Source organism: Micromonospora andamanensis, assembly GCF_016863495.1.
In the GTDB taxonomy this organism is placed as follows: domain Bacteria; phylum Actinomycetota; class Actinomycetes; order Mycobacteriales; family Micromonosporaceae; genus Micromonospora; species Micromonospora andamanensis.
Genome location: NZ_BOOZ01000006.1, coordinates 76,180 through 94,141, shown reverse-complemented (window position 1 = coordinate 94,141; position 17,962 = coordinate 76,180). Strand labels below are relative to the sequence as shown.

The window sequence follows — 17,962 nt, the reverse complement described above, 5'->3', positions numbered from 1 at the left end:
ACCACCGGGTCTTTGCCGTCGGGCGGTGCCGTGCCGTGGCGTTTTCGAGGTCACGGGGACAATGATGGGGTGGCCGGTGGGAGCCGGTGTACCCCGAGGTGAGCGAGGAATGATGACCACGGCGAAACAGTCGGTGACCGCGGAGACCTCCGCCGCCGACCACGAGGCGGTCCTCACCGAGCTGGCGGAGGCGCTACGGCGGGTCCGTGGCGGTGATCTCAAGGTGCGGTTGCCGCGGCGCTCGGGCGCGGCCGGTGAGGTGGCGGACGCCTTCAACGACGTGGTGTCGCTCCAGGAGCGGCAGCACCTGGATCTGCGCCGGATCAGTCGGGTGGTCGGCCGCGACGGCCGGCTGACCGAGCGCCTGGACGAGGAGGGCCTGGACGGCTCCTGGGCGGAGGGCCAGCGCGCGGTCAACTCGCTCATCGACGACCTGGGCCGACCCACCACCGAGATCGCCCGGGTCATCGTGGCGGTCGCCGACGGCGACCTCACCCAGCACATGGCGCTGGAGATCGACGGTCGCCCGCTGCGCGGTGAGTACCTGCGCATCGGCCGCACGGTGAACACCATGGTCGACCAGCTCTCGTCCTTCTCCAACGAGGTGACCCGGGTGGCCCGGGAGGTGGGCACCGAGGGCAAGCTGGGTGGCCAGGCCGATGTCCGTGGTGTCGCCGGCACCTGGAAGGACCTCACCGACTCGGTGAACACCATGGCGTCGAACCTGACCGGCCAGGTCCGGTCGATTTCCCAGGTGGCGACAGCGGTGGCCAAGGGCGACCTGTCGCAGAAGATCACCGTCAGCGCCCGCGGCGAGGTCGCCGAGCTGGCCGACACGATGAACTCGCTCACCGACACGCTGCGACTCTTCGCCGAGCAGGTGACCCGGGTGGCCCGCGAGGTGGGTACCGAGGGCAAGCTGGGCGGCCAGGCTGAGGTGCCGGGCGTGGCGGGCACCTGGAAGGACCTGACCGACAGCGTCAACTCGATGGCGTCGAACCTGACCGCCCAGGTCCGCAACATCGCCCAGGTCTCCACAGCTGTCGCCCGGGGTGACCTGTCGCAGAAGATCACCGTGGCCGCGCAGGGCGAGATCCTGGAACTCAAGGACACCGTCAACACGATGGTGGACCAGTTGTCGTCGTTCGCCGACGAGGTGACCCGGGTGGCCCGTGAGGTGGGTACCGAGGGCAAGCTGGGTGGTCAGGCGCAGGTACGCGGTGTCTCCGGCACCTGGCGCGACCTCACCGAGAACGTCAACCAGCTCGCCGGCAACCTGACCAGCCAGGTCCGCAACATCTCCCAGGTCTCCACGGCCGTCGCCAAGGGTGACCTGAGCCAGAAAATCACGGTGGACGCCCGGGGCGAGATCCTGGAGCTGAAGAACACGGTCAACACGATGGTGGATCAGTTGTCGTCGTTCGCCGACGAGGTGACCCGGGTGGCCCGGGAGGTGGGTACCGAGGGCAAGCTGGGTGGTCAGGCGCAGGTCAAGGGGGTCTCCGGCACCTGGCGGGATCTGACCGACAACGTGAACTCGATGGCGTCGAACCTGACCAGTCAGGTCCGCAACATCGCCTCGGTCACCACCGCGGTGGCCCGGGGTGACCTGTCGCAGAAGATCACGGTGGACGCCCGGGGTGAGATCCTGGAGTTGAAGTCGACTGTTAACACGATGGTGGATCAGCTGTCGTCGTTCGCCGACGAGGTGACCCGGGTGGCCCGTGAGGTGGGTACCGAGGGCAATCTGGGTGGCCAGGCGCAGGTCAAGGGCGTCAGCGGTACGTGGCGGGATCTGACCGACAACGTGAACTCGATGGCGTCGAACCTGACCGCCCAGGTGCGGAACATCGCCCAGGTCTCCACGGCGGTGGCCAAGGGTGACCTGAGCCAGAAGATCACGGTGGACGCCCGGGGCGAGATCCTGGAGTTGAAGTCGACTGTTAACACGATGGTGGATCAGCTGTCGTCGTTCGCCGACGAGGTCACGCGGGTGGCCCGTGAGGTGGGTACCGAGGGCAAGCTGGGTGGTCAGGCGCAGGTGCGCGGCGTCGCCGGCACCTGGCGGGACCTGACCGACAACGTGAACTCGATGGCGTCGAACCTGACCAGCCAGGTCCGGAACATCGCCTCGGTCACCACCGCCGTGGCCAACGGTGACCTGTCGCAGAAGATCACCGTCGACGCGCAGGGCGAGATTCTGGAGCTGAAGAACACGGTCAACACGATGGTGGACCAGTTGTCGTCGTTCGCCGACGAGGTGACCCGGGTGGCCCGCGAGGTGGGCACCGAGGGCAAGTTGGGCGGTCAGGCGCAGGTCAAGGGGGTCTCCGGCACCTGGCGGGATCTCACCGAGAACGTCAATCAGCTCGCCTCGACGCTCACCACCCAGCTCCGGGCGATCGCCCGGGTCTCCACCTCGGTGACCCGGGGCGACCTCACCCAGCGGATCGCGGTGAAGGCGCAGGGCGAGGTCGCCGAGCTGAAGGACAACATCAACCAGATGATCGTCACCCTGCGGGAGACGACGCACAAGAACGCCGAGCAGGGGTGGCTCGACTCCAACCTGGCCCGCATCGGCGGCCTGCTGCAGGGCCAGCGCGACCTCGGCGAGGTCTGCCGGATGATCATGCAGGAGGTGACGCCGCTCGTCGACGCGCAGCTGGGTGCCTTCTTCCTGGCGGACAACTCCGAGGGAGTGATGCGGCTGCGCCTGACCGCCTCGTACGGCTACGTCTCCCGGGGTCACGACGTGACCTTCGGGCCGGGGGAAGGGCTGGTCGGCCAGGCCGCGCTGTCCCGGCGCACCATCCGGGTCGGTGCCGTACCGGACGGCCGGATCACGTTGCGCTCCGGGTTGGCTGACACGCCACCGGCCGACCTGGTCGTGCTGCCCGTGCTCTTCGAGGGCGAGCTGCTCGGTGTGATCGAGTTCGCCACCGTGACGCCCTTCTCCGAGCTGCACCTGTCGTTCCTGGAGCGGCTGGTCTCCACGATCGGCATCGCGGTCAACACCATCCAGGCGAACCGGCGTACGGAGGAACTGCTCGCCCAGTCGCAGCGGTTGGCGCACGAGTTGCAGGAGCAGTCGGCGGAGTTGCAGCGGACAAACGCCGAACTGGAGGACAAGGCCAAGCTGCTGTCGGAGCAGAAGGCGAACATCGAGACCCAGAACCGGGAGATCGAACTGGCCCGGCTCGGCCTGGAGGACAAGGCCCAGCAGCTCACCCGGGCTTCGGCGTACAAGTCGGAGTTCCTGGCGAACATGAGCCACGAGCTGCGTACGCCGCTGAACTCGCTGCTGCTGCTGGCCCGGCTGCTGATGGAGAACTCGGAGCAGAACCTCACCCCGAAGCAGATCGAGTTCGCCCGTACGATCCACGGCTCGGGGTCGGACCTACTGCGCCTGATCGACGACATCCTGGACCTGTCCAAGATCGAGGCCGGGCGGATGGACGTCGAGCCGACCGAGGTCCGGTTCACCGAGATCTGCAACTACGTGGAGCAGGCGTTCTCCCCGCAGGCGGAGGAGAAGGGCCTGGACTTCCAGGTACGCATCGGCAAGGACCTGCCGCCGGCCGTGGTGACCGACGCGCAGCGGCTCCAGCAGATCCTGCGCAACCTGCTGTCCAACGCGGTCAAGTTCACCGACAACGGCGCGGTGACGCTGCGCATCTCCCGGGCGCCGGAGCACGCGGTGTTCGACGTACCGGCGCTCACCAACGCCCGGCAGGTGATCGCCTTCACGGTGATCGACACCGGCATCGGCATCTCCGACGACAAGCTGTCGCTGATCTTCGAGGCGTTCCAGCAGGCGGACGGGACAACCAGCCGCCGTTACGGCGGTACCGGGCTGGGTCTGTCGATCAGCCGCGACCTGGCCCGGCTGATCGGCGGGACGATCACCGTCTCCTCGGCACCCGGCCAGGGTTCGACGTTCACGCTCTACCTGCCCGACGTGCTGGCACCGGACGCCGTGGTGGCGCCCGCGCCACCGTCGCCGCAGCGGGCCGGCCTGCCGTCGTCGCTGCTGATGCCGCCGATGGAGTTGCTGCCCGAGACGCCCGAGGCACCGAAGACCCGTCAGCTGGACGGTGCCACAGTGCTGATCGTCGACGACGACGTGCGTAACGTCTTCGCGCTGACAAGTGCGCTCGAACTGCACGGCATGACAGTGCTGTACGCCGACAACGGCGCTGACGGGGTCCGCCTGTTGGCCGAACACCCGGAGGTCGATATCGTCCTGATGGATGCCATGATGCCCGATCAGGACGGATACGAGACAACCCGGCAGATCAGGCGCAACCACCGGTTCGCGGACCTGCCGATCGTGTTCCTGACCGCGAAGGCGATGCCGGGCGACCGGGAGTCGGCGATCGCGGCCGGTGCCAGCGACTACATCACCAAGCCTGTCGACCTGGACCAGCTGATCGAGCTGATGGGTACCTGGATCGGTGGCAGCCGTACCGAGGAGGGCTCGTGACGCAGGTGGCGAAGGCGCTGCTGGTCGATGATCGCCGAGAGAACCTGATGGCCCTGGAGGCGATCCTCCAGGGGCTACCGGTGCAGTCGGTGGCCGTGGAGAGCGGCGAGGCGGCCCTGAAGCAGTTGCTTGTGGACGACTTCGCGGTGATCCTGCTGGACGCCCAGATGCCGGACATGGACGGTTTCGAGACGGCCAGCCACATCAAGCGGCGGGAGCGTACCCGGCACGTGCCGATCATCTTCCTGACCGCTGCCGACCGGGACGCGCAACTGGCCCTGCGCGGCTACGCGGCGGGCGCGGTGGACTACCTCACCAAGCCGTTCGACCCGTGGGTGCTGCGGGCCAAGGTCTCGGTCTTCGTCGAGCTGTGGACCAAGACCCGCCAGTTGGCGGCCCAGTCGGAGACGGTGCGTGAGCGCGACGCCCAGTGGCGGCTGCTCACCGACGCGGTGGACGAGGCCACCACCCTGCTGCGCAACGTCGACGACCCGGAGGCCCACGCCCGCGCCGTAGCCCTCCTCGAACAGGCCCGCTGGGGCACCACCCCCGACTGACCCCCACCCCACCCGCCTCACCCCACCCCTGACCTCCCGCGTTGATCATGAGGTTAGCGGCAGTTTTGAAGATCAAGATCGCCGCTAACCTCATGACCAACGCGCATCGGCGGTGGGGGTGGGGGTGGGGTGGGTGGGGTGGGGTGGGTCAGGTGGTGGTGGCGTCGTTGCGGATCATCAGGGCGCTGCGTAGGCCGGTGATGTCGAGGACGCGTAGCAGGAACTCGCCGACGTTTGTGAGGATGAGCAGGCTCTGTGCGTGGCTGGCCTTGCGGCTGAGGACGACCAGGGTGCCCAGCCCCTGCGAGTCGCAGAACGTCACGCCACCGAGATCGAGGACGATCCGGGGCGGCGGCTCGGTGAGAACCTCATTGACGACTGTCGACAGCTGGGCGGCCGTTTGCATGTCGATCTCACCGGCAAGGCGCAGCACTGCTTCGTCGCCTGTGCGGTGTACGGTGATGGACAGTTCGGCACGATCCACCGGGTCAGCCTATCGCGATCTCCGTCGCCCGGCCTGTCGAGGCGTGCCGTCCCCGTGCAGCGTGCCGGGGGTGAGCCCGGTTACCTCCGACACGGGGTGCCTGCCGATCCGCCGTCGGGCGCTGACACAATGGCCGCATCGTGACCGAGGTGTTTACCGCCGGATCCGACCGATACCCGGTCGACGCGCCGGCCTCAGCGGCCCTGTTCGACCGCGCCTGCGCCATCGTGCCGGGCGGGGTGAACTCCCCTGTGCGCGCCTTCCGGGCGGTCGGCGGCACGCCACGCTTCATGGTCCGAGGTGAGGGGCCCTGGCTCCACGACGCGGACGGTCGTCGCTATGTCGACCTGGTCTGCTCCTGGGGCCCGCTGATCCTCGGCCACGCCCACCCCGAGGTGGTCGCGGCCGTGCAGGCCGCCGCCGCGCACGGCACCAGCTTCGGTACGCCCACTCCGGGCGAGGTCGAACTGGCCGACGAGATCGTCGCGCGTACCCCTGTCGAGCAGATCCGGCTGGTCAACTCGGGTACCGAGGCGACCATGTCGGCGATCCGCCTGGCCCGTGGCTACACCGGTCGTTCGAAGATCATCAAGTTCGCCGGGTGCTATCACGGCCACGTGGACGCGCTGCTGGCCGCCGCCGGTTCCGGGGTGGCCACGCTCGGCCTGCCCGATTCGCCGGGGGTCACCGGCGCGGCGGCGAGCGAGACCATCGTGCTGCCGTACAACGACGTGACAGCCGTCGAGGCGGCCTTCGCCGCCGAGGGCCAGCACATCGCCGCGGTGATCACCGAAGCCGCGCCGGGAAACATGGGCGTGGTCGCCCCCCGGGACGGGTTCAACGCACAACTGGCCCGGATCGCGCACGCGCACGGCGCACTGCTCATCGTCGACGAGGTGATGACCGGGTTCCGGGTGTCCCGCGCCGGCTGGCACGACCTCGATCCGGTCGAGGCGGACCTGTGGACGTACGGCAAGGTCATGGGTGGTGGGCTGCCCGCCGCGGCGTTCGGCGGGCGCGCGGAGATCATGTCGCGACTGGCTCCCGCCGGCCCCGTCTACCAGGCCGGCACCCTCTCCGGGAACCCGCTCGCCTGCGCGGCCGGGCTGACCACGCTGCGGCTCGCCGATGACGCGCTGTACCGCCGGCTGGACGAGACCGCCGCCACGGTGGGCAGGCTCGCCACCGACGCGCTGGCCGCCGCCGGGGTCCCGCACCGGCTGTCGTATGCGGGCAACATGTTCTCGATCTTCTTCACCGATGCTGACGTGGTCGACTACGACAGCGCCCGCACCCAGCAGGTGCCGGCGTTCAAGGCGTTCTTCCACGCGATGCTCGCCGCCGGGGTCTACCTGCCGCCGAGCGCGTTCGAGTCCTGGTTCGTCTCGGCGGCGATCGACGACGCCGCCCTGGAGCAGGTCGCCGGTGCGCTGCCGGCGGCGGCCAACGCGGCGGCAGCGGCAGGGTCACGGGGGTAGCAATGGGCAAGACGGTGGTCCACGTGCTTCGGCACGGCGAGGTGTACAACCCGGACGGCATCCTCTACGGCCGACTGCCCGGGTTCCGCCTCAGCGAACTGGGTGTCCAGATGGCCAAGGCCGCCGCGCAGGGGCTCGCCGAACGTGAGGTCGTGCATGTGGCGGCCAGTCCGCTGGAACGCGCCCAGCAGACCGCCGAGCCGATCGCCGCCCAGTTCCGGCTGCCGGTCGGGGTGGACGAGCGGCTGATCGAGAGCGCCAACTGGTTCGAGGGCAAGAAGGTCTCGCCCGGCGACGGTTCCTTCCGCGACCCGCGTAACTGGTGGGTGCTGCGCGATCCGGTCACCCCGTCCTGGGGTGAGGCGTACCGGGCCATCGCCGAGCGGATGTTCGCCGCGCTGCACGCCGCCCGGATCGCCGCCGAGGGCCGGGAGGCCGTCCTGGTCTCGCACCAGCTGCCGATCTGGACGCTGCGCCGGTACGTGGAGCGTAAGAGGCTGTGGCACGACCCGCGTCGGCGGCAGTGCGCGCTTGCCTCGCTCACCACCTTCCACTTCGACGGTGCCAAGATCGTCGGCATCGGCTACTCCGAACCTGCCGCACACCTGGTGGCCATGTCGCCGACCGCGCGGACGGCCAAGGGAGCCTGAGATGGGTGCCGGGAGGCTGGCCGCTGGCCTGCTCGCCACCGCGACCGCCGCGGTGGTCCTGACCGGCTGCACGGCCGACGGTAGGGAGTCCGCCTGCGACAGCGCTGGTGGCATCGTCGAGTGCGCCCCGGAGCAGCGCTCCGCCGCCCCGAAGATCGCCGGTGAGCTGCTGGCCGGTGGGTCCTACGACGTGGCCGGCCAGCGGGGCCAGGTCGTGGTCGTCAACTTCTGGGGCTCCTGGTGCGCGCCGTGCCGGGCCGAGGCCGACGACCTGGAGAACACCTACCAGGCGACGAAGGACGCCGGGGTGACCTTCCTCGGCATCAACGTGCAGGACAGCCGGGACAAGGCGATCGCCTTCGAGGAGGGCCGGGTCAGCTACCCGAGCATCTTCGACCCGGGCAGTCGGCTCGCCCTCGACATGGACATCCCGCCGAACACCATCCCGGCCACTGTGGTGTTGGACCGGGAGGGCCGGATCGCCACGGTGATCCGGGCGGCGGTCCGGCAGGAGGGGCTGCAACCGATAGTCGAGCGGATCGCCGCCGAGGCACCCGCGCCGGCCGGTGAGCGCTGATGGGCGGGACCTTCGGCCAGCTCGCCGAGTCCGGTCCGTTGCTGCTGGCGTTGGGCGCGGCGGCCCTGGCCGGTCTGGTCAGCTTCCTGTCGCCGTGCGTGCTGCCGCTGATGCCCGGCTACCTGTCGTACGTCACCGGGCTGGCGGGCGCGGACCTCGAAGGCCGCCGGGACACGCCGGCAGCGGACGGGACAGCTGCCGGTGGCGGCGGTGTCGCTACGGCGGTACGGCCGGACACCCGGGTCACCCCGGCGGTGAAGGGGCGGGTGCTGGCCGGGACGCTGCTGTTCATCGCCGGCTTCACAGTCGTGTTCACCGCCACCGCGGTCCTGTTCAGCGGGTTCGGGCGGGTCTTCTTCGACCACGAGCGGACGCTGGAGATCATCGTCGGCGGGCTCATCGTCCTGCTCGGCCTGGGCTACCTCGGTGCGCTGCCCGGGTTCCAGCGTGAGTTCCGGATCAACAGGCTGCCCGCCGCCGGCCTGCTCGGCGCACCGGTGCTCGGTGCCGTGTTCGCGCTGAGCTGGGTGCCGTGCACCGGTCCCACGCTGGCCGCGGTGCTCGGCATGGCCACCACAAGTGGCCAGACGGACCGGGCTGTGGTGCTGGCGGTGGCGTACTGCCTCGGGCTGGGTCTCCCGTTCGTCGTCTTCGGGTTGGGCTTCAACCGGCTGCTCGGGGTGTTCCGCACGGTGCGTCGGCACAGCCGTTGGGTCACCCGGATCGGCGGGGCGCTGCTGATCCTGATCGGGCTGGCGCTTGTCACAGGCGGTTGGACCAACGTGGTGATCTGGTTGCAGACCACCGTCGGGGTGGGCAGTTTCGAGGTGGGCATCTGATGACCGCCGTGGACGATCGGCCGGCCAGCCCGGCCGAGGCACCCCGGCACCGCCCCAATCCGCTGCACGCCCTGCTGCGCAACTCGTGGCGGCAGCTCACCAGCATGCGTACCGCGCTGGTGCTGCTCTTCCTGCTCGCGGTCGCCGCGATCCCGGGTTCGGTGCTGCCGCAGCGCGGCGTCAACCCGGAGGACGTCCGCGACTTCTACACCGCGAACCCGGACCTGGCTCCGGTGCTCGACCGGATCGGCGCGTTCGAGGCGTTCAGCTCGGTCTGGTTCTCCGCGATCTACCTGCTGCTGTTCACCTCGTTGATCGGGTGCATCACGCCCCGGCTGCGGGACCACGTCCGGGCGCTGCGGGCGCGCCCGCCGGCCGTACCGAAGCGCTTGGAGCGGTTGCCGCAGCACGCGGTGGTGGCCGCGCCCGAGGGCGGCGTGGCGGCCGTCGCCGAGACGCTGCGGCGACGGCGGTGGCGGGTGGCGGTACGCGGCGACGAGGTCTCCGCTGAGAAGGGCTACCTCAAGGAGACCGGCAACCTGATCTTCCACACCTCGATGGTGCTGGTGCTTGTCGGCGTCGCGCTCGGCTCCTGGTACGGCTGGCACGGCAACCGGCTGCTCGTCGCCGGTGCGGACCAGGTCTTCTGCAACACCCGTCAGCAGTACGCCGAGGCGAAGCTCGGCCCGCGCGTCGGCGACGACCTGCCCCGGTTCTGCATGCAGTTGGACGAGTTCGACGCGCAGTTCCTGCCGAACGGCCAGGCGTCCTCGTTCAACGCGAAGGTGACAGTCGACGAGGACGGCGGCGCTCCGCGCCAGGCCGAGTTCTCGGTCAACGCACCGTTGCGCCTCGACGGCGCGAACGTCTACCTGCTGGGGCACGGCTACGCCCCGGTGATCCGGTACACCGACAGGTTCGGCGGCACCCAGACCAGCACCGTGCCGTTCCTCACCACAGGCGACATCGGGCTGACCGGTGAGGGGCTGGCCGCCTTCCCGGACGCCAACGTCGACCCGGACACCGGCGAGCGGAACCCGGATCTCCAGGTGGCCTTCTCCGGCCTGTACCTGCCGACCGCACCGCAGGAGCCGCCGTTCGTCCGCTCGGCGCATCCGACCGAGCAGAACCCACTGCTCGACCTGGTGGCGTACCGGGGGAACCTGGGGCTCGACGCCGGCATCCCCGGGTCGGTCTACCAGCTCGACCAGCGTCAGGTACGCAACGGCCGGCTCACCGAGATCGGTGCGAAGCAACTGCGGATCGGGGAATCCTGGACCCTCGACGACGGCACCACAGTCGAGTTCGTGGGCACGGAACGGTACATCGTGCTGTCGGTGCGTCACGACCCGGGCACGATGCTGCTGCTGGTCAGCTCGATCGGGCTGGTGCTGGGGCTGATGGGGTCGCTCTTCGTCAGGCGTCGGCGGGTGTTCGTCCGGCTGCTGCCGGCCGGTCCAGGTCTGCCGGCCGGTCCGGGTGACCCCGACAGTGGATCTCCGACAGGCGGTAGTAGTTTGGTCGAGGTGGCTGGTCTGCCGCGTACCGAGCATCCCGGGTTCGCCGCCGAGTTCGCCCAACTGGTCGCCGCGATCGGCGCCGGTGGACGAGTCGGCGACGCCGGCACCGACCCGGGCGCGCCGGCCCGGCCGCGGGAAGGAGCCGAGTGATGTCCGCACTCTCCGACCAGCTTGTGTCGATCGCCACGCTGGCGTACCTGCTGGCGATGATCAGTCACGCCGTGGAGTACGCCCTGGGCAACTCGCGCGCCAGGGCGGTCGCGGCACCGTCCCGTGAGCTGGTGGGCGCGGCGCTGGGCAGCGCCTCGGCCGGTGGCACGGCCGTCGGCCCGCTGGCGGACGTTCCCGACACGGCAGCCGACATTGCCACCGCCGGCACGTCGACGGACGGCGCCGGGGCCGGCGGTGCCGAGCTGGGCTCGGGGGCACCGGGTCGGGCCGAACGCACCGCGTGGCGGGCGGAGCTGGGCGGCCGGATCGCCGTCGGGCTGACCGCTGTGGCCGCCGCGCTGCATCTGGCCGCCCTGGTCACCCGTGGCCTCGCCGCCGACCGGATGCCGTGGGGCAACATGTACGAGTTCGTGCTCACGGTCTCGTTCATCGGGGTCGCCGCCTGGCTGGCGGTGCTTGTCAAGTGGCCGTACCTGCGTCGCCTCGGGCTCTTCCTGACCCTGGTGATGGTGCTGCTGGTGGCCACCGCCGAGCTGGTGCTCTACACCCCGATCGTGCCGCTGGTGCCGGCGCTCAACTCGTACTGGTTCGTCGTGCACGTGTCGACAATCGTCTTTGCGTCGGGTCTGTTCCTGCTGGGTGCGGTCCCTGCGGCGGCCTACCTGATGCGGGCCGGGTACGAGGAGGGCAGGCGCAGCTTCCCGTACACCCTGGCGAAGCGGCTGCCGGCGGCGGCCGGGCTGGAACGGCTCACCTTCGTGCTGCACGCCTTCTCGTTCCCGATCTTCACCTTCGCGGTGATCGCCGGGGCGATCTGGGCCGAGGCGGCCTGGGGGCGCCCGTGGGGCTGGGACCCGAAGGAGACCTGGGCGTTCATCTCCTGGGTGATCTACGCCGGCTACCTGCACGCCCGCGCCACGCCAAGCGTGAAACGCAACGTGGTGGCCTGGCTGGCCATCCTCGGTTTCCTGACCGTGCTGATGAACCTCTTCGGCGTGAACATCTTCTTCGAGGGCCTGCACTCCTACGGCGGCATCTGACCCGCAAGACGTATAACTACGCTTATAATAACTGTGGTTATACATCTTGCGGGATGGTGGACGTGAACTTGATCAAGCCTCCGGAGATCTTCGATCGGGACATCGAGTGGGCTGAGTTGGCCCGGTTCGCCACCGATGGACGACTCGGCGCCACCCTGGGCGTGGTCAGTGGTCGCCGTCGGCAAGGCAAGACCCTGCTGCTGTACGAGTTGGCGCGTGCCACGGGAGGCTTCTACTTCGGGGCTACCGAGGCGACGTCGACCGACTCGCTTCGGCGGCTCGGAGAGGCGCTTGGCCGGTCCACGGACAGCCCGGCTCCGGTGCACTTGGCGGACTGGTCGAGTGCTGTCGACGCGCTGTTGGCCTTGGGCCGGTCCCGGCCGGTCCCGGTGGTTATCGACGAGTTTCCCTACCTGGCTCGGGCGAGCCGCGACCTGCCGTCGGTGATTCAGCATGCGTTCACGCCGGGCCGACCCGAGCGGACCGGCTCGCATACCCGCCTTCTACTGTGCGGCTCTGCGCTGTCCTTCATGGGCGGGTTGCTGGCCGGCTCCGCGCCGCTGCGAGGGCGGGCAGGGCTCGAACTGCCTGTCGCTCCCCTCGACTATCGGGCGGCTGCGGCCTTCTGGGAGATCAGTGATCCGCTGCTCGCGGCCAAGGTGTTCGCAATCGTGGGCGGCACACCTGCCTATCGCCGGGAGTACGTCCAGGATGACGCGCCGGAAGGGCCTGACGACTTCGATGACTGGGTGGTGCGCGCCGTGCTGAATCCCGCCCGGCCGCTCTTCCGCGAGGCGCGGTATCTCCTTGCTGAGGATCCGGATCTGCGGGACTCGGCGCTCTATCACTCCGTTCTCGCGGCAGTGGCCGAAGGGAACTGCACGCGAGGCGGCATCGCCGGCTTCATCGGGCGCAAGAGCACTGACCTGCACCACCCGCTCACCGTGCTGGAGGATGCCGGCCTCCTGGTTCGGGAGCCGGACCCGCTGCGCAGCGGCCGGAGCCGCTACCGCATCAACGAGCCCTTGATCACCTTCTATCAGGCGGTCATGCGGCCGGCCTGGACAGCCTTGGAACAGCGGCGAGGCCCGGAGGTCTGGCGACGTTCCCAGCGGCGGTACGCCAGCGCGGTGCTCGGCCCGTCGTTCGAGGAGATCGTCCGGCAGTGGTCAGTGCGTTTCGCCGCTCCCGAGACATTTGGCGGCATCGTCGCCGAGGCGAGTCCCGCCGTTCTCGCCGATCCGGTCGGCCGGACAAGTCTGGAACTGGACCTCGTCGCGCTCGGCGAGCCGCCGCTCGGCGACGGGCCACGCCCGCTGCTCGCCGTCGGCGAGGTCAAGTGGGGGCGGGTGTTGGGCACGGCTGACCTGAACCGGCTCGCCCGGGCGCGCGACCTGCTCACCGCCCGCCCCGGTCTGGACGCCCAGGACACCCGGTTGCTGCTGGCCAGCGGTACGGGGTTCACCGATGACCTGTGGACGGCCAGCCGCCATCGGTCCGACGTGATCCTCGCCGACCCCACGCGTCTCTACACCGCCGACTGATGCGCGACCTGGAATGATCGCATTTCCGCCGGTACCGCAGCCCCCGTGCGTCGAGATCTTGGACATTTTCCGTTACGCGCTAACGGGAACTGTCCAAGAATTACTCGATGTACAAGCGTTGACGGTCAGCGGAGGGCTTCGCGGGAGAGGAAGTCGGCCCGGCGGATCACCTCCGGCAGGCGGTAGCGCCGGCTCAGGTCGAGCGTGATCGTGGTCGTCTGGTCGAGGCTGGTGCGGTGGCCTACCGAGACGAAGACCGGCTTGACGTCGGTCTGCGTACGCAGCACCCGACCCAGCACCTCGTCACCGTCGCGGAGTGCCGACCAGTCGCCCCGACGGGTGCCCGGCTCGTCGTACGCACCGACAAAGGGCGCCTTGGCCACCCCGAAGGTGGGCAGCCCAGTCAGTACACCCAGGTGGCAGGCGAGCCCGAACCGCCGGGGATGGGCGACTCCGTAACCGTCGCAGACCACCACCTCGGGACGACTGCCGAGCCGGCCCAGCGCCGCCAACAGGATCGGCACCTCGCGGAAGGCCAGCAGCCCCGGCACATACGGGAAGCTCACCTTGCCGGGTACCACTGCCGACTCCACTTCGACGCCGGTGGTCAGGTCGATGACCACGGCGGCGGCGACGATCCGCGGCGAATCCTTGTGGTACGACACGTCCACGCCGGCGACGAGCCTCGGTGCGACGTTGAGACAGTCATCCAGGTCGAGGCGTTGCCGTAGCTCCTGCTGGATCCGCTCAGCCGCAGCCACGGATTCCGGGGAGGTGGCCGCCCCGGCCAGTTCCTCGACCACCGCCGGCTCGTCGTCGGAGTGCGGCCGGTCGGCAGGGACGATCGTCATGAGGTGCGAGCGTACGACCAATCGCGGGGCCGCGGCGGCGGCGGTCAGTCGGTGGGGTGCGGGCGGTGAGTGCGCGGGGCGGCCCAGCCGAGGAACCGGTCGTGCAGTGCGGCGGGCTTCGGCGCGTCGTGGGGGTTGAGGCGGTACAGGTCCTCGACCGCGTCGTACAGCAGCCCGGCGAGGTAGATCGACAGGGCCACGTGACTGTCCCGGTACTCGGCGAGCAGGGCGAGCCGGGCGTTGGCGCAGGGCCACGGTGCGGCGCAGGCCCGGCACAGCCAGAGTGGCCGGAGCGCGACGTGGTTCTGCGACGTCATCTGCGTACTCCTGTCTGCCAGCCGGTTGGCGGCGGGGCCGTCCGTCGCCGACGTGCCGGACGGCCCCGCCTCGGTTGCGCCCGTCCTTTTCTGCCGGATCCGGGCGGTTCCGATGGGGACAGTCTGGTGCGCCGCCGACTACGCTCGGAAGGCATTCGATCGCCCTGTGTGCCTGGTCTGTCCCCCGGTGAGGGCGGTGAGAAACGCCTGTCGTGCTGGTGAGGAGTGGTGTGGGTGGACGAGCGGTCGCGAGTGCTCATCGAGGAACTGCGACACATGCGGGCGGCGCGCAAGGTGACGCAGGAGGATCTGGCCAGGGCGATCAACTATTCGGCCTCGACCGTGGCGATGGTGGAGACCGAGGCGCGTAAGCCGCCGCCGGACTTCTGGGAGCGGGCGGACGCGGCGCTCGACACCGGCGGCGCGTTCGTCCGGATGCTTGCCCGGTTCGGCGCGCCGCAGTGGATGCGGGAGTGGGAGGCCAACGAGCGGCAGGCCACGGTGCTGCGGTCGTTCGAGAACACGGTGGTGCCGGGTCTGCTCCAGACCTCGGCGTACGCCCGCGCGCTGTTCCGCAGCGTCGGACTCTACGACGAGGCGGAGGTGGAACGGCGGGTGGAGGCACGGTTGGCCCGGCAGGCGGTGCTCACCGGCGAGCGACCGCCGCAGCTCGTCACGGTGCTCGACGAGCACGTGCTGCGCCGGCCGGTGGGCGGGCCGGTGGTGATGCGCGAGCAACTGCGGCGGCTGGTGAAGCTGGCCACCGAGCATCCCCGGGTACGGCTGCACGTGGTGCCCGCCTCGGTGGGCGCGTATCCGGGTGTCGCCGGTGCCTTCGTGCTGGCTACCCTTCCCGGTGGGGAGGATGTGGCCTATCTGGACGATCAGCTCAAGGGGCAGGTGATCGACCACACCGAGGACGTGTTGGCGATCCGGGCCTCCTGGGAGGCGATCCAGGGTGAGGCGTTGCCGCCCCGCCAGTCGATCGAGTTGGTGACGGAGGTGGCGGAGTCATGGCGGAGCTGACCGGTGCCCGGTGGCGCACAAGCAGCCGGAGCAGCACCAACGGCGGCAACTGCGTCGAGGTGGCCGACAACCTGCCCGGCCTGGTCGCGGTGCGGGACAGCAAGGACCGCGACGGCGCGGTGCTGACCTTCGGCCCGGCGGCCTGGCGGGCCTTTCTGGAGGTGCTCCCGGTCAGCCGGTGAACCAGCCGGGGATGTCGAGGCGGAACCAGTTGGCGGGGGTGACGGCCCGCAGGTCGTCCTCGATGGCCGCGACCCGTTCCGCGCCGAGCGTCTCCGTCCAGCGTTGCCGCAGCTCGTCGAAGATGACAGCCGACCGGCGTAGCCCGTCGAGCCCGTGCGGGGTCAGCCGGACCAGCTTGCGGCGGGCGTCGCGGCTGTCGTCGGCGCGTTCCAGGTAGCCGAGGGCGACCAGCCGGTCGACTGTCTTGCCGGCGGCCTGCTTGGAGACGCCCAGCCGGTTGCCCAGCTCGGAGGCGGTGGTGCCGTCGGCACCGACGGCCTGGAGCACGAAGCCGTGCAGCGGGCGCAGCTCCGCGTGACCCTGCCGGGCCAGCTCGGCGTGCAGGTCGTCGATGAGCGTCCGGAAACCGGCAAGCAACAGCAGCGGCAGTACGAAGCCGGGCCGCTGCGGTTCAGGTGTTGGCAATTTCGACAACCTGGTTTACGGTTTGGTCAACCACGTTGACTAACCTACGACAAGGGGCGCCGCCATGTCCACGCACGTCTTCCCCGCCCACACCATCGACACCGCGCCGCAGGCCGCCCGGGCCACCATGGACGGCGTACGCCGCAAGCTCGGCCACCTGCCCGGCGCGGTCGGCCTGATGGCCGAGTCCCCCGAACTGCTCAACGGCTTCCTGACCGCGAACGCCAACTTCGAGAACTGCGGACTGGACCCGATCCAGCGGGAGGTCGTGGTGCTCACTGTCGCCGGCCGGAACGAATGCCACCTCTGCGTCGCCATGCACACCGCCACCCTCGTCCGGTACGGCGCTGCCGCCGAGCTGATCGACGCGCTGCGCGCCGGCACCGACCTGCCCGACGCGCGGCTTGAGGCGTTGCGGCGCTTCACCCTGGCCGTGCTCGACAACCGGGGCGCGGTGCCCGATGAGGAGCTGGCCGCCTTCCTGGCCGCCGGCCACCAGCCCCGGCACGCCCTGGACGTGGTGCTCGGCGTCGGCACGTACACCATCTCCACGTTTGCCAACCGGCTCACCCGGGCGCCGATCGACCCGCCCCTGGCCGGGTACGCCTGGCAGCCGGCCGCCTGACCGGGGCGGGACCTGTCGTCACACCGGTTCGTCGCGGTCGCGCACTTCGTTGCGGACCATGGCGGGGACGTTCAGCCGGTCGTCCGCGTACAGCAGGCGTAGCTCGTCGGCGTGCTCGTCGGGCTCGCGGGTGAGTCGGGCCAGCTCGTCGAAGAACGCTGCCCGCTCATCGTCGATCTTCTCGAAGGGGGCGGGCATCGCGCCCCAGGCGTCCCACGGCAGCAGCTCCACCCCGTGCAGCGCGGCGGCGTCACGCATCAGGTTGCTGGCGATCCACCACCAGCCACCCTCGTTGACCACGCTCAGCCCGAAGGTGTCCGGGTCGGCCTCTCCGGCGCGGCAGCGGGCCCACGCCTCACCGGCGACCAGGAACCGGTCCCGGGGCACGTCTGTGGTGTCGAAGTCGATGCCGAACAGCTCACGCTGGCGCTCGTCGAGCTGGGCGTCGACCATGATCCAGCGGAGTTGCTCGGGGCTCCAGTACTCCGCGACCCAGTGGTCCTCGTACCGGCCGTCGATGAAGTAGTCGCCGAACCCACACCGGGCCCGGGCCGGCACGCCCCGGGCTCGCAGCGCCGTGACCAGCAGCAGCGAGTAGTGCCGGCAGTTGCCGGCCACCCGCTGGTCGGGAGGGCGGGGGACGGTCAGTGGCTGGCCGCCCGGAGTGTCGGCGATGCGGGCGAGAATCGCGTCGGCGGGTCGCAGGTGCACTGTCTGCCGCTCGTCGTCGGTCAACGTGACCTCGTACGCCTCGGCGATGTGCTCGTGGATCAGCAGCCCCTGGATCGTCCGGGCGATCCCCGCCGGGTCCGACGGCAGCGCGTCGAGCAGCGGGGCCGACGAGCCGGCGGAGGTCAGCCGGCCCGGCCGGGCGTACCGGGAGAGGTTCGTCCGGTCTAGGTTCATCTGTCACTCCTCGGAAAGAATGCGGCGCGGAGATCCCGGCTGTGGCACCGACGTGGTGTCGGGGCCCGTCCTGGCGGTAGCGAGCATCGCAGGATTTGCCGGAGCGCGGTGTCCCCTGCGATCCGTTTGCGCTCTCAGCTCGACAGGCTCGAACCCGGTCAGGTCCCGGTGTGGCCACGCGACGAGCCGGGTGCCCCGCGGGTGGGGCGCGCCACAGGGCGTACGGCCACCCGGCGTGGGCAGGAC

At 70.0% G+C, this 17,962-nt stretch carries 17 protein-coding genes; 12 read left to right on the top strand and 5 right to left on the bottom strand.

From position 1 onward, the window contains the following. Window positions 1-112 precede the first annotated feature (112 nt). A complete protein-coding gene (locus tag Van01_RS07780) occupies window positions 113-4,483 on the top strand; it encodes a hybrid sensor histidine kinase/response regulator (RefSeq protein ID WP_204002777.1) in 4,371 nt (1,456 codons plus the stop codon). Continuing rightward, window positions 4,480-5,040 (top strand): response regulator, encoded by a 561-nt coding sequence (locus tag Van01_RS07775; RefSeq protein ID WP_099847961.1) that lies wholly within the window; start codon window positions 4,480-4,482, stop codon window positions 5,038-5,040. Before Van01_RS07780 ends, Van01_RS07775 begins: the two co-directional genes overlap by 4 nt. A gap of 148 nt (window positions 5,041-5,188) precedes the next feature. Here the strand turns inward: Van01_RS07775 and Van01_RS07770 are convergent, their stop codons facing one another. Continuing rightward, window positions 5,189-5,524, bottom strand: a complete 336-nt coding sequence (locus Van01_RS07770) for an STAS domain-containing protein (protein ID WP_204002775.1) — start codon at window positions 5,522-5,524, stop codon at window positions 5,189-5,191. 140 nt (window positions 5,525-5,664) lie between these two features. On the opposite strand from Van01_RS07770, the gene hemL reads away from it, so the two are divergent. From hemL to Van01_RS07735, 7 genes are read left to right on the top strand one after another with little or no spacing between them, the layout of a single operon-like run. Then, window positions 5,665-7,002, top strand: coding sequence for a glutamate-1-semialdehyde 2,1-aminomutase (hemL, locus tag Van01_RS07765; protein WP_204002773.1), 1,338 nt, complete (start codon window positions 5,665-5,667; stop codon window positions 7,000-7,002). Between the two features lie 2 nt (window positions 7,003-7,004). Then, entirely contained in the window at window positions 7,005-7,652 is a 648-nt protein-coding gene (locus tag Van01_RS07760) for a histidine phosphatase family protein (RefSeq protein WP_204002771.1), read from the top strand. A gap of 1 nt (window position 7,653) precedes the next feature. Continuing rightward, a complete protein-coding gene (locus Van01_RS07755) occupies window positions 7,654-8,229 on the top strand; it encodes a TlpA family protein disulfide reductase (RefSeq protein ID WP_204002758.1) in 576 nt (191 codons plus the stop codon). Continuing rightward, complete coding sequence (locus Van01_RS07750) at window positions 8,229-9,068, top strand: cytochrome c biogenesis CcdA family protein (protein ID WP_204002755.1); 840 nt, start codon at window positions 8,229-8,231, stop codon at window positions 9,066-9,068. Before Van01_RS07755 ends, Van01_RS07750 begins: the two co-directional genes overlap by 1 nt. Further along, on the top strand, window positions 9,068-10,738 hold the full coding sequence (locus Van01_RS07745; RefSeq protein WP_204002752.1) for a cytochrome c biogenesis protein ResB: 1,671 nt from the start codon (window positions 9,068-9,070) through the stop codon (window positions 10,736-10,738). The genes Van01_RS07750 and Van01_RS07745 overlap by 1 nt, the downstream gene beginning before the upstream one ends. Further along, window positions 10,738-11,799: a c-type cytochrome biogenesis protein CcsB gene (gene ccsB / locus Van01_RS07740; protein WP_204002749.1), complete on the top strand. Its 1,062-nt coding sequence runs from the start codon at window positions 10,738-10,740 to the stop codon at window positions 11,797-11,799. The genes Van01_RS07745 and ccsB overlap by 1 nt, the downstream gene beginning before the upstream one ends. A gap of 53 nt (window positions 11,800-11,852) precedes the next feature. Next, window positions 11,853-13,343: an ATP-binding protein gene (locus Van01_RS07735; protein WP_204002745.1), complete on the top strand. Its 1,491-nt coding sequence runs from the start codon at window positions 11,853-11,855 to the stop codon at window positions 13,341-13,343. Between the two features lie 125 nt (window positions 13,344-13,468). On the opposite strand, the gene Van01_RS07730 is transcribed toward Van01_RS07735, so the two are convergent. Beyond that, window positions 13,469-14,194 (bottom strand): endonuclease V, encoded by a 726-nt coding sequence (locus tag Van01_RS07730; protein WP_204002742.1) that lies wholly within the window; start codon window positions 14,192-14,194, stop codon window positions 13,469-13,471. A 44-nt stretch (window positions 14,195-14,238) separates the two neighbouring features. After that, on the bottom strand, window positions 14,239-14,511 hold the full coding sequence (locus Van01_RS07725; protein ID WP_204002740.1) for a hypothetical protein: 273 nt from the start codon (window positions 14,509-14,511) through the stop codon (window positions 14,239-14,241). A 234-nt stretch (window positions 14,512-14,745) separates the two neighbouring features. On the opposite strand from Van01_RS07725, the gene Van01_RS07720 reads away from it, so the two are divergent. Beyond that, window positions 14,746-15,537 (top strand): helix-turn-helix domain-containing protein, encoded by a 792-nt coding sequence (locus Van01_RS07720; protein WP_239098920.1) that lies wholly within the window; start codon window positions 14,746-14,748, stop codon window positions 15,535-15,537. Continuing rightward, a complete protein-coding gene (locus Van01_RS07715) occupies window positions 15,525-15,719 on the top strand; it encodes a DUF397 domain-containing protein (protein WP_204002738.1) in 195 nt (64 codons plus the stop codon). The genes Van01_RS07720 and Van01_RS07715 overlap by 13 nt, the downstream gene beginning before the upstream one ends. Here Van01_RS07715 and Van01_RS07710 read toward each other — a convergent pair. After that, on the bottom strand, window positions 15,709-16,185 hold the full coding sequence (locus Van01_RS07710) for a MarR family winged helix-turn-helix transcriptional regulator (RefSeq protein WP_204002736.1): 477 nt from the start codon (window positions 16,183-16,185) through the stop codon (window positions 15,709-15,711). The two genes, Van01_RS07715 and Van01_RS07710, sit on opposite strands and share 11 nt — an antisense overlap. A gap of 64 nt (window positions 16,186-16,249) precedes the next feature. On the opposite strand from Van01_RS07710, the gene Van01_RS07705 reads away from it, so the two are divergent. Then, window positions 16,250-16,810 carry a carboxymuconolactone decarboxylase family protein gene (locus Van01_RS07705; RefSeq protein WP_204002734.1) on the top strand — a complete coding sequence of 187 codons (561 nt, stop codon included), beginning with the start codon at window positions 16,250-16,252 and terminating at the stop codon, window positions 16,808-16,810. An 18-nt stretch (window positions 16,811-16,828) separates the two neighbouring features. Here Van01_RS07705 and Van01_RS07700 read toward each other — a convergent pair whose 3' ends face one another. Next, the gene (locus Van01_RS07700) at window positions 16,829-17,716 is read right to left on the bottom strand and encodes a transglutaminase-like domain-containing protein (RefSeq protein ID WP_204002732.1); all 888 of its coding nucleotides are present in this window, start codon (window positions 17,714-17,716) and stop codon (window positions 16,829-16,831) included. Window positions 17,717-17,962 lie beyond the last annotated feature (246 nt).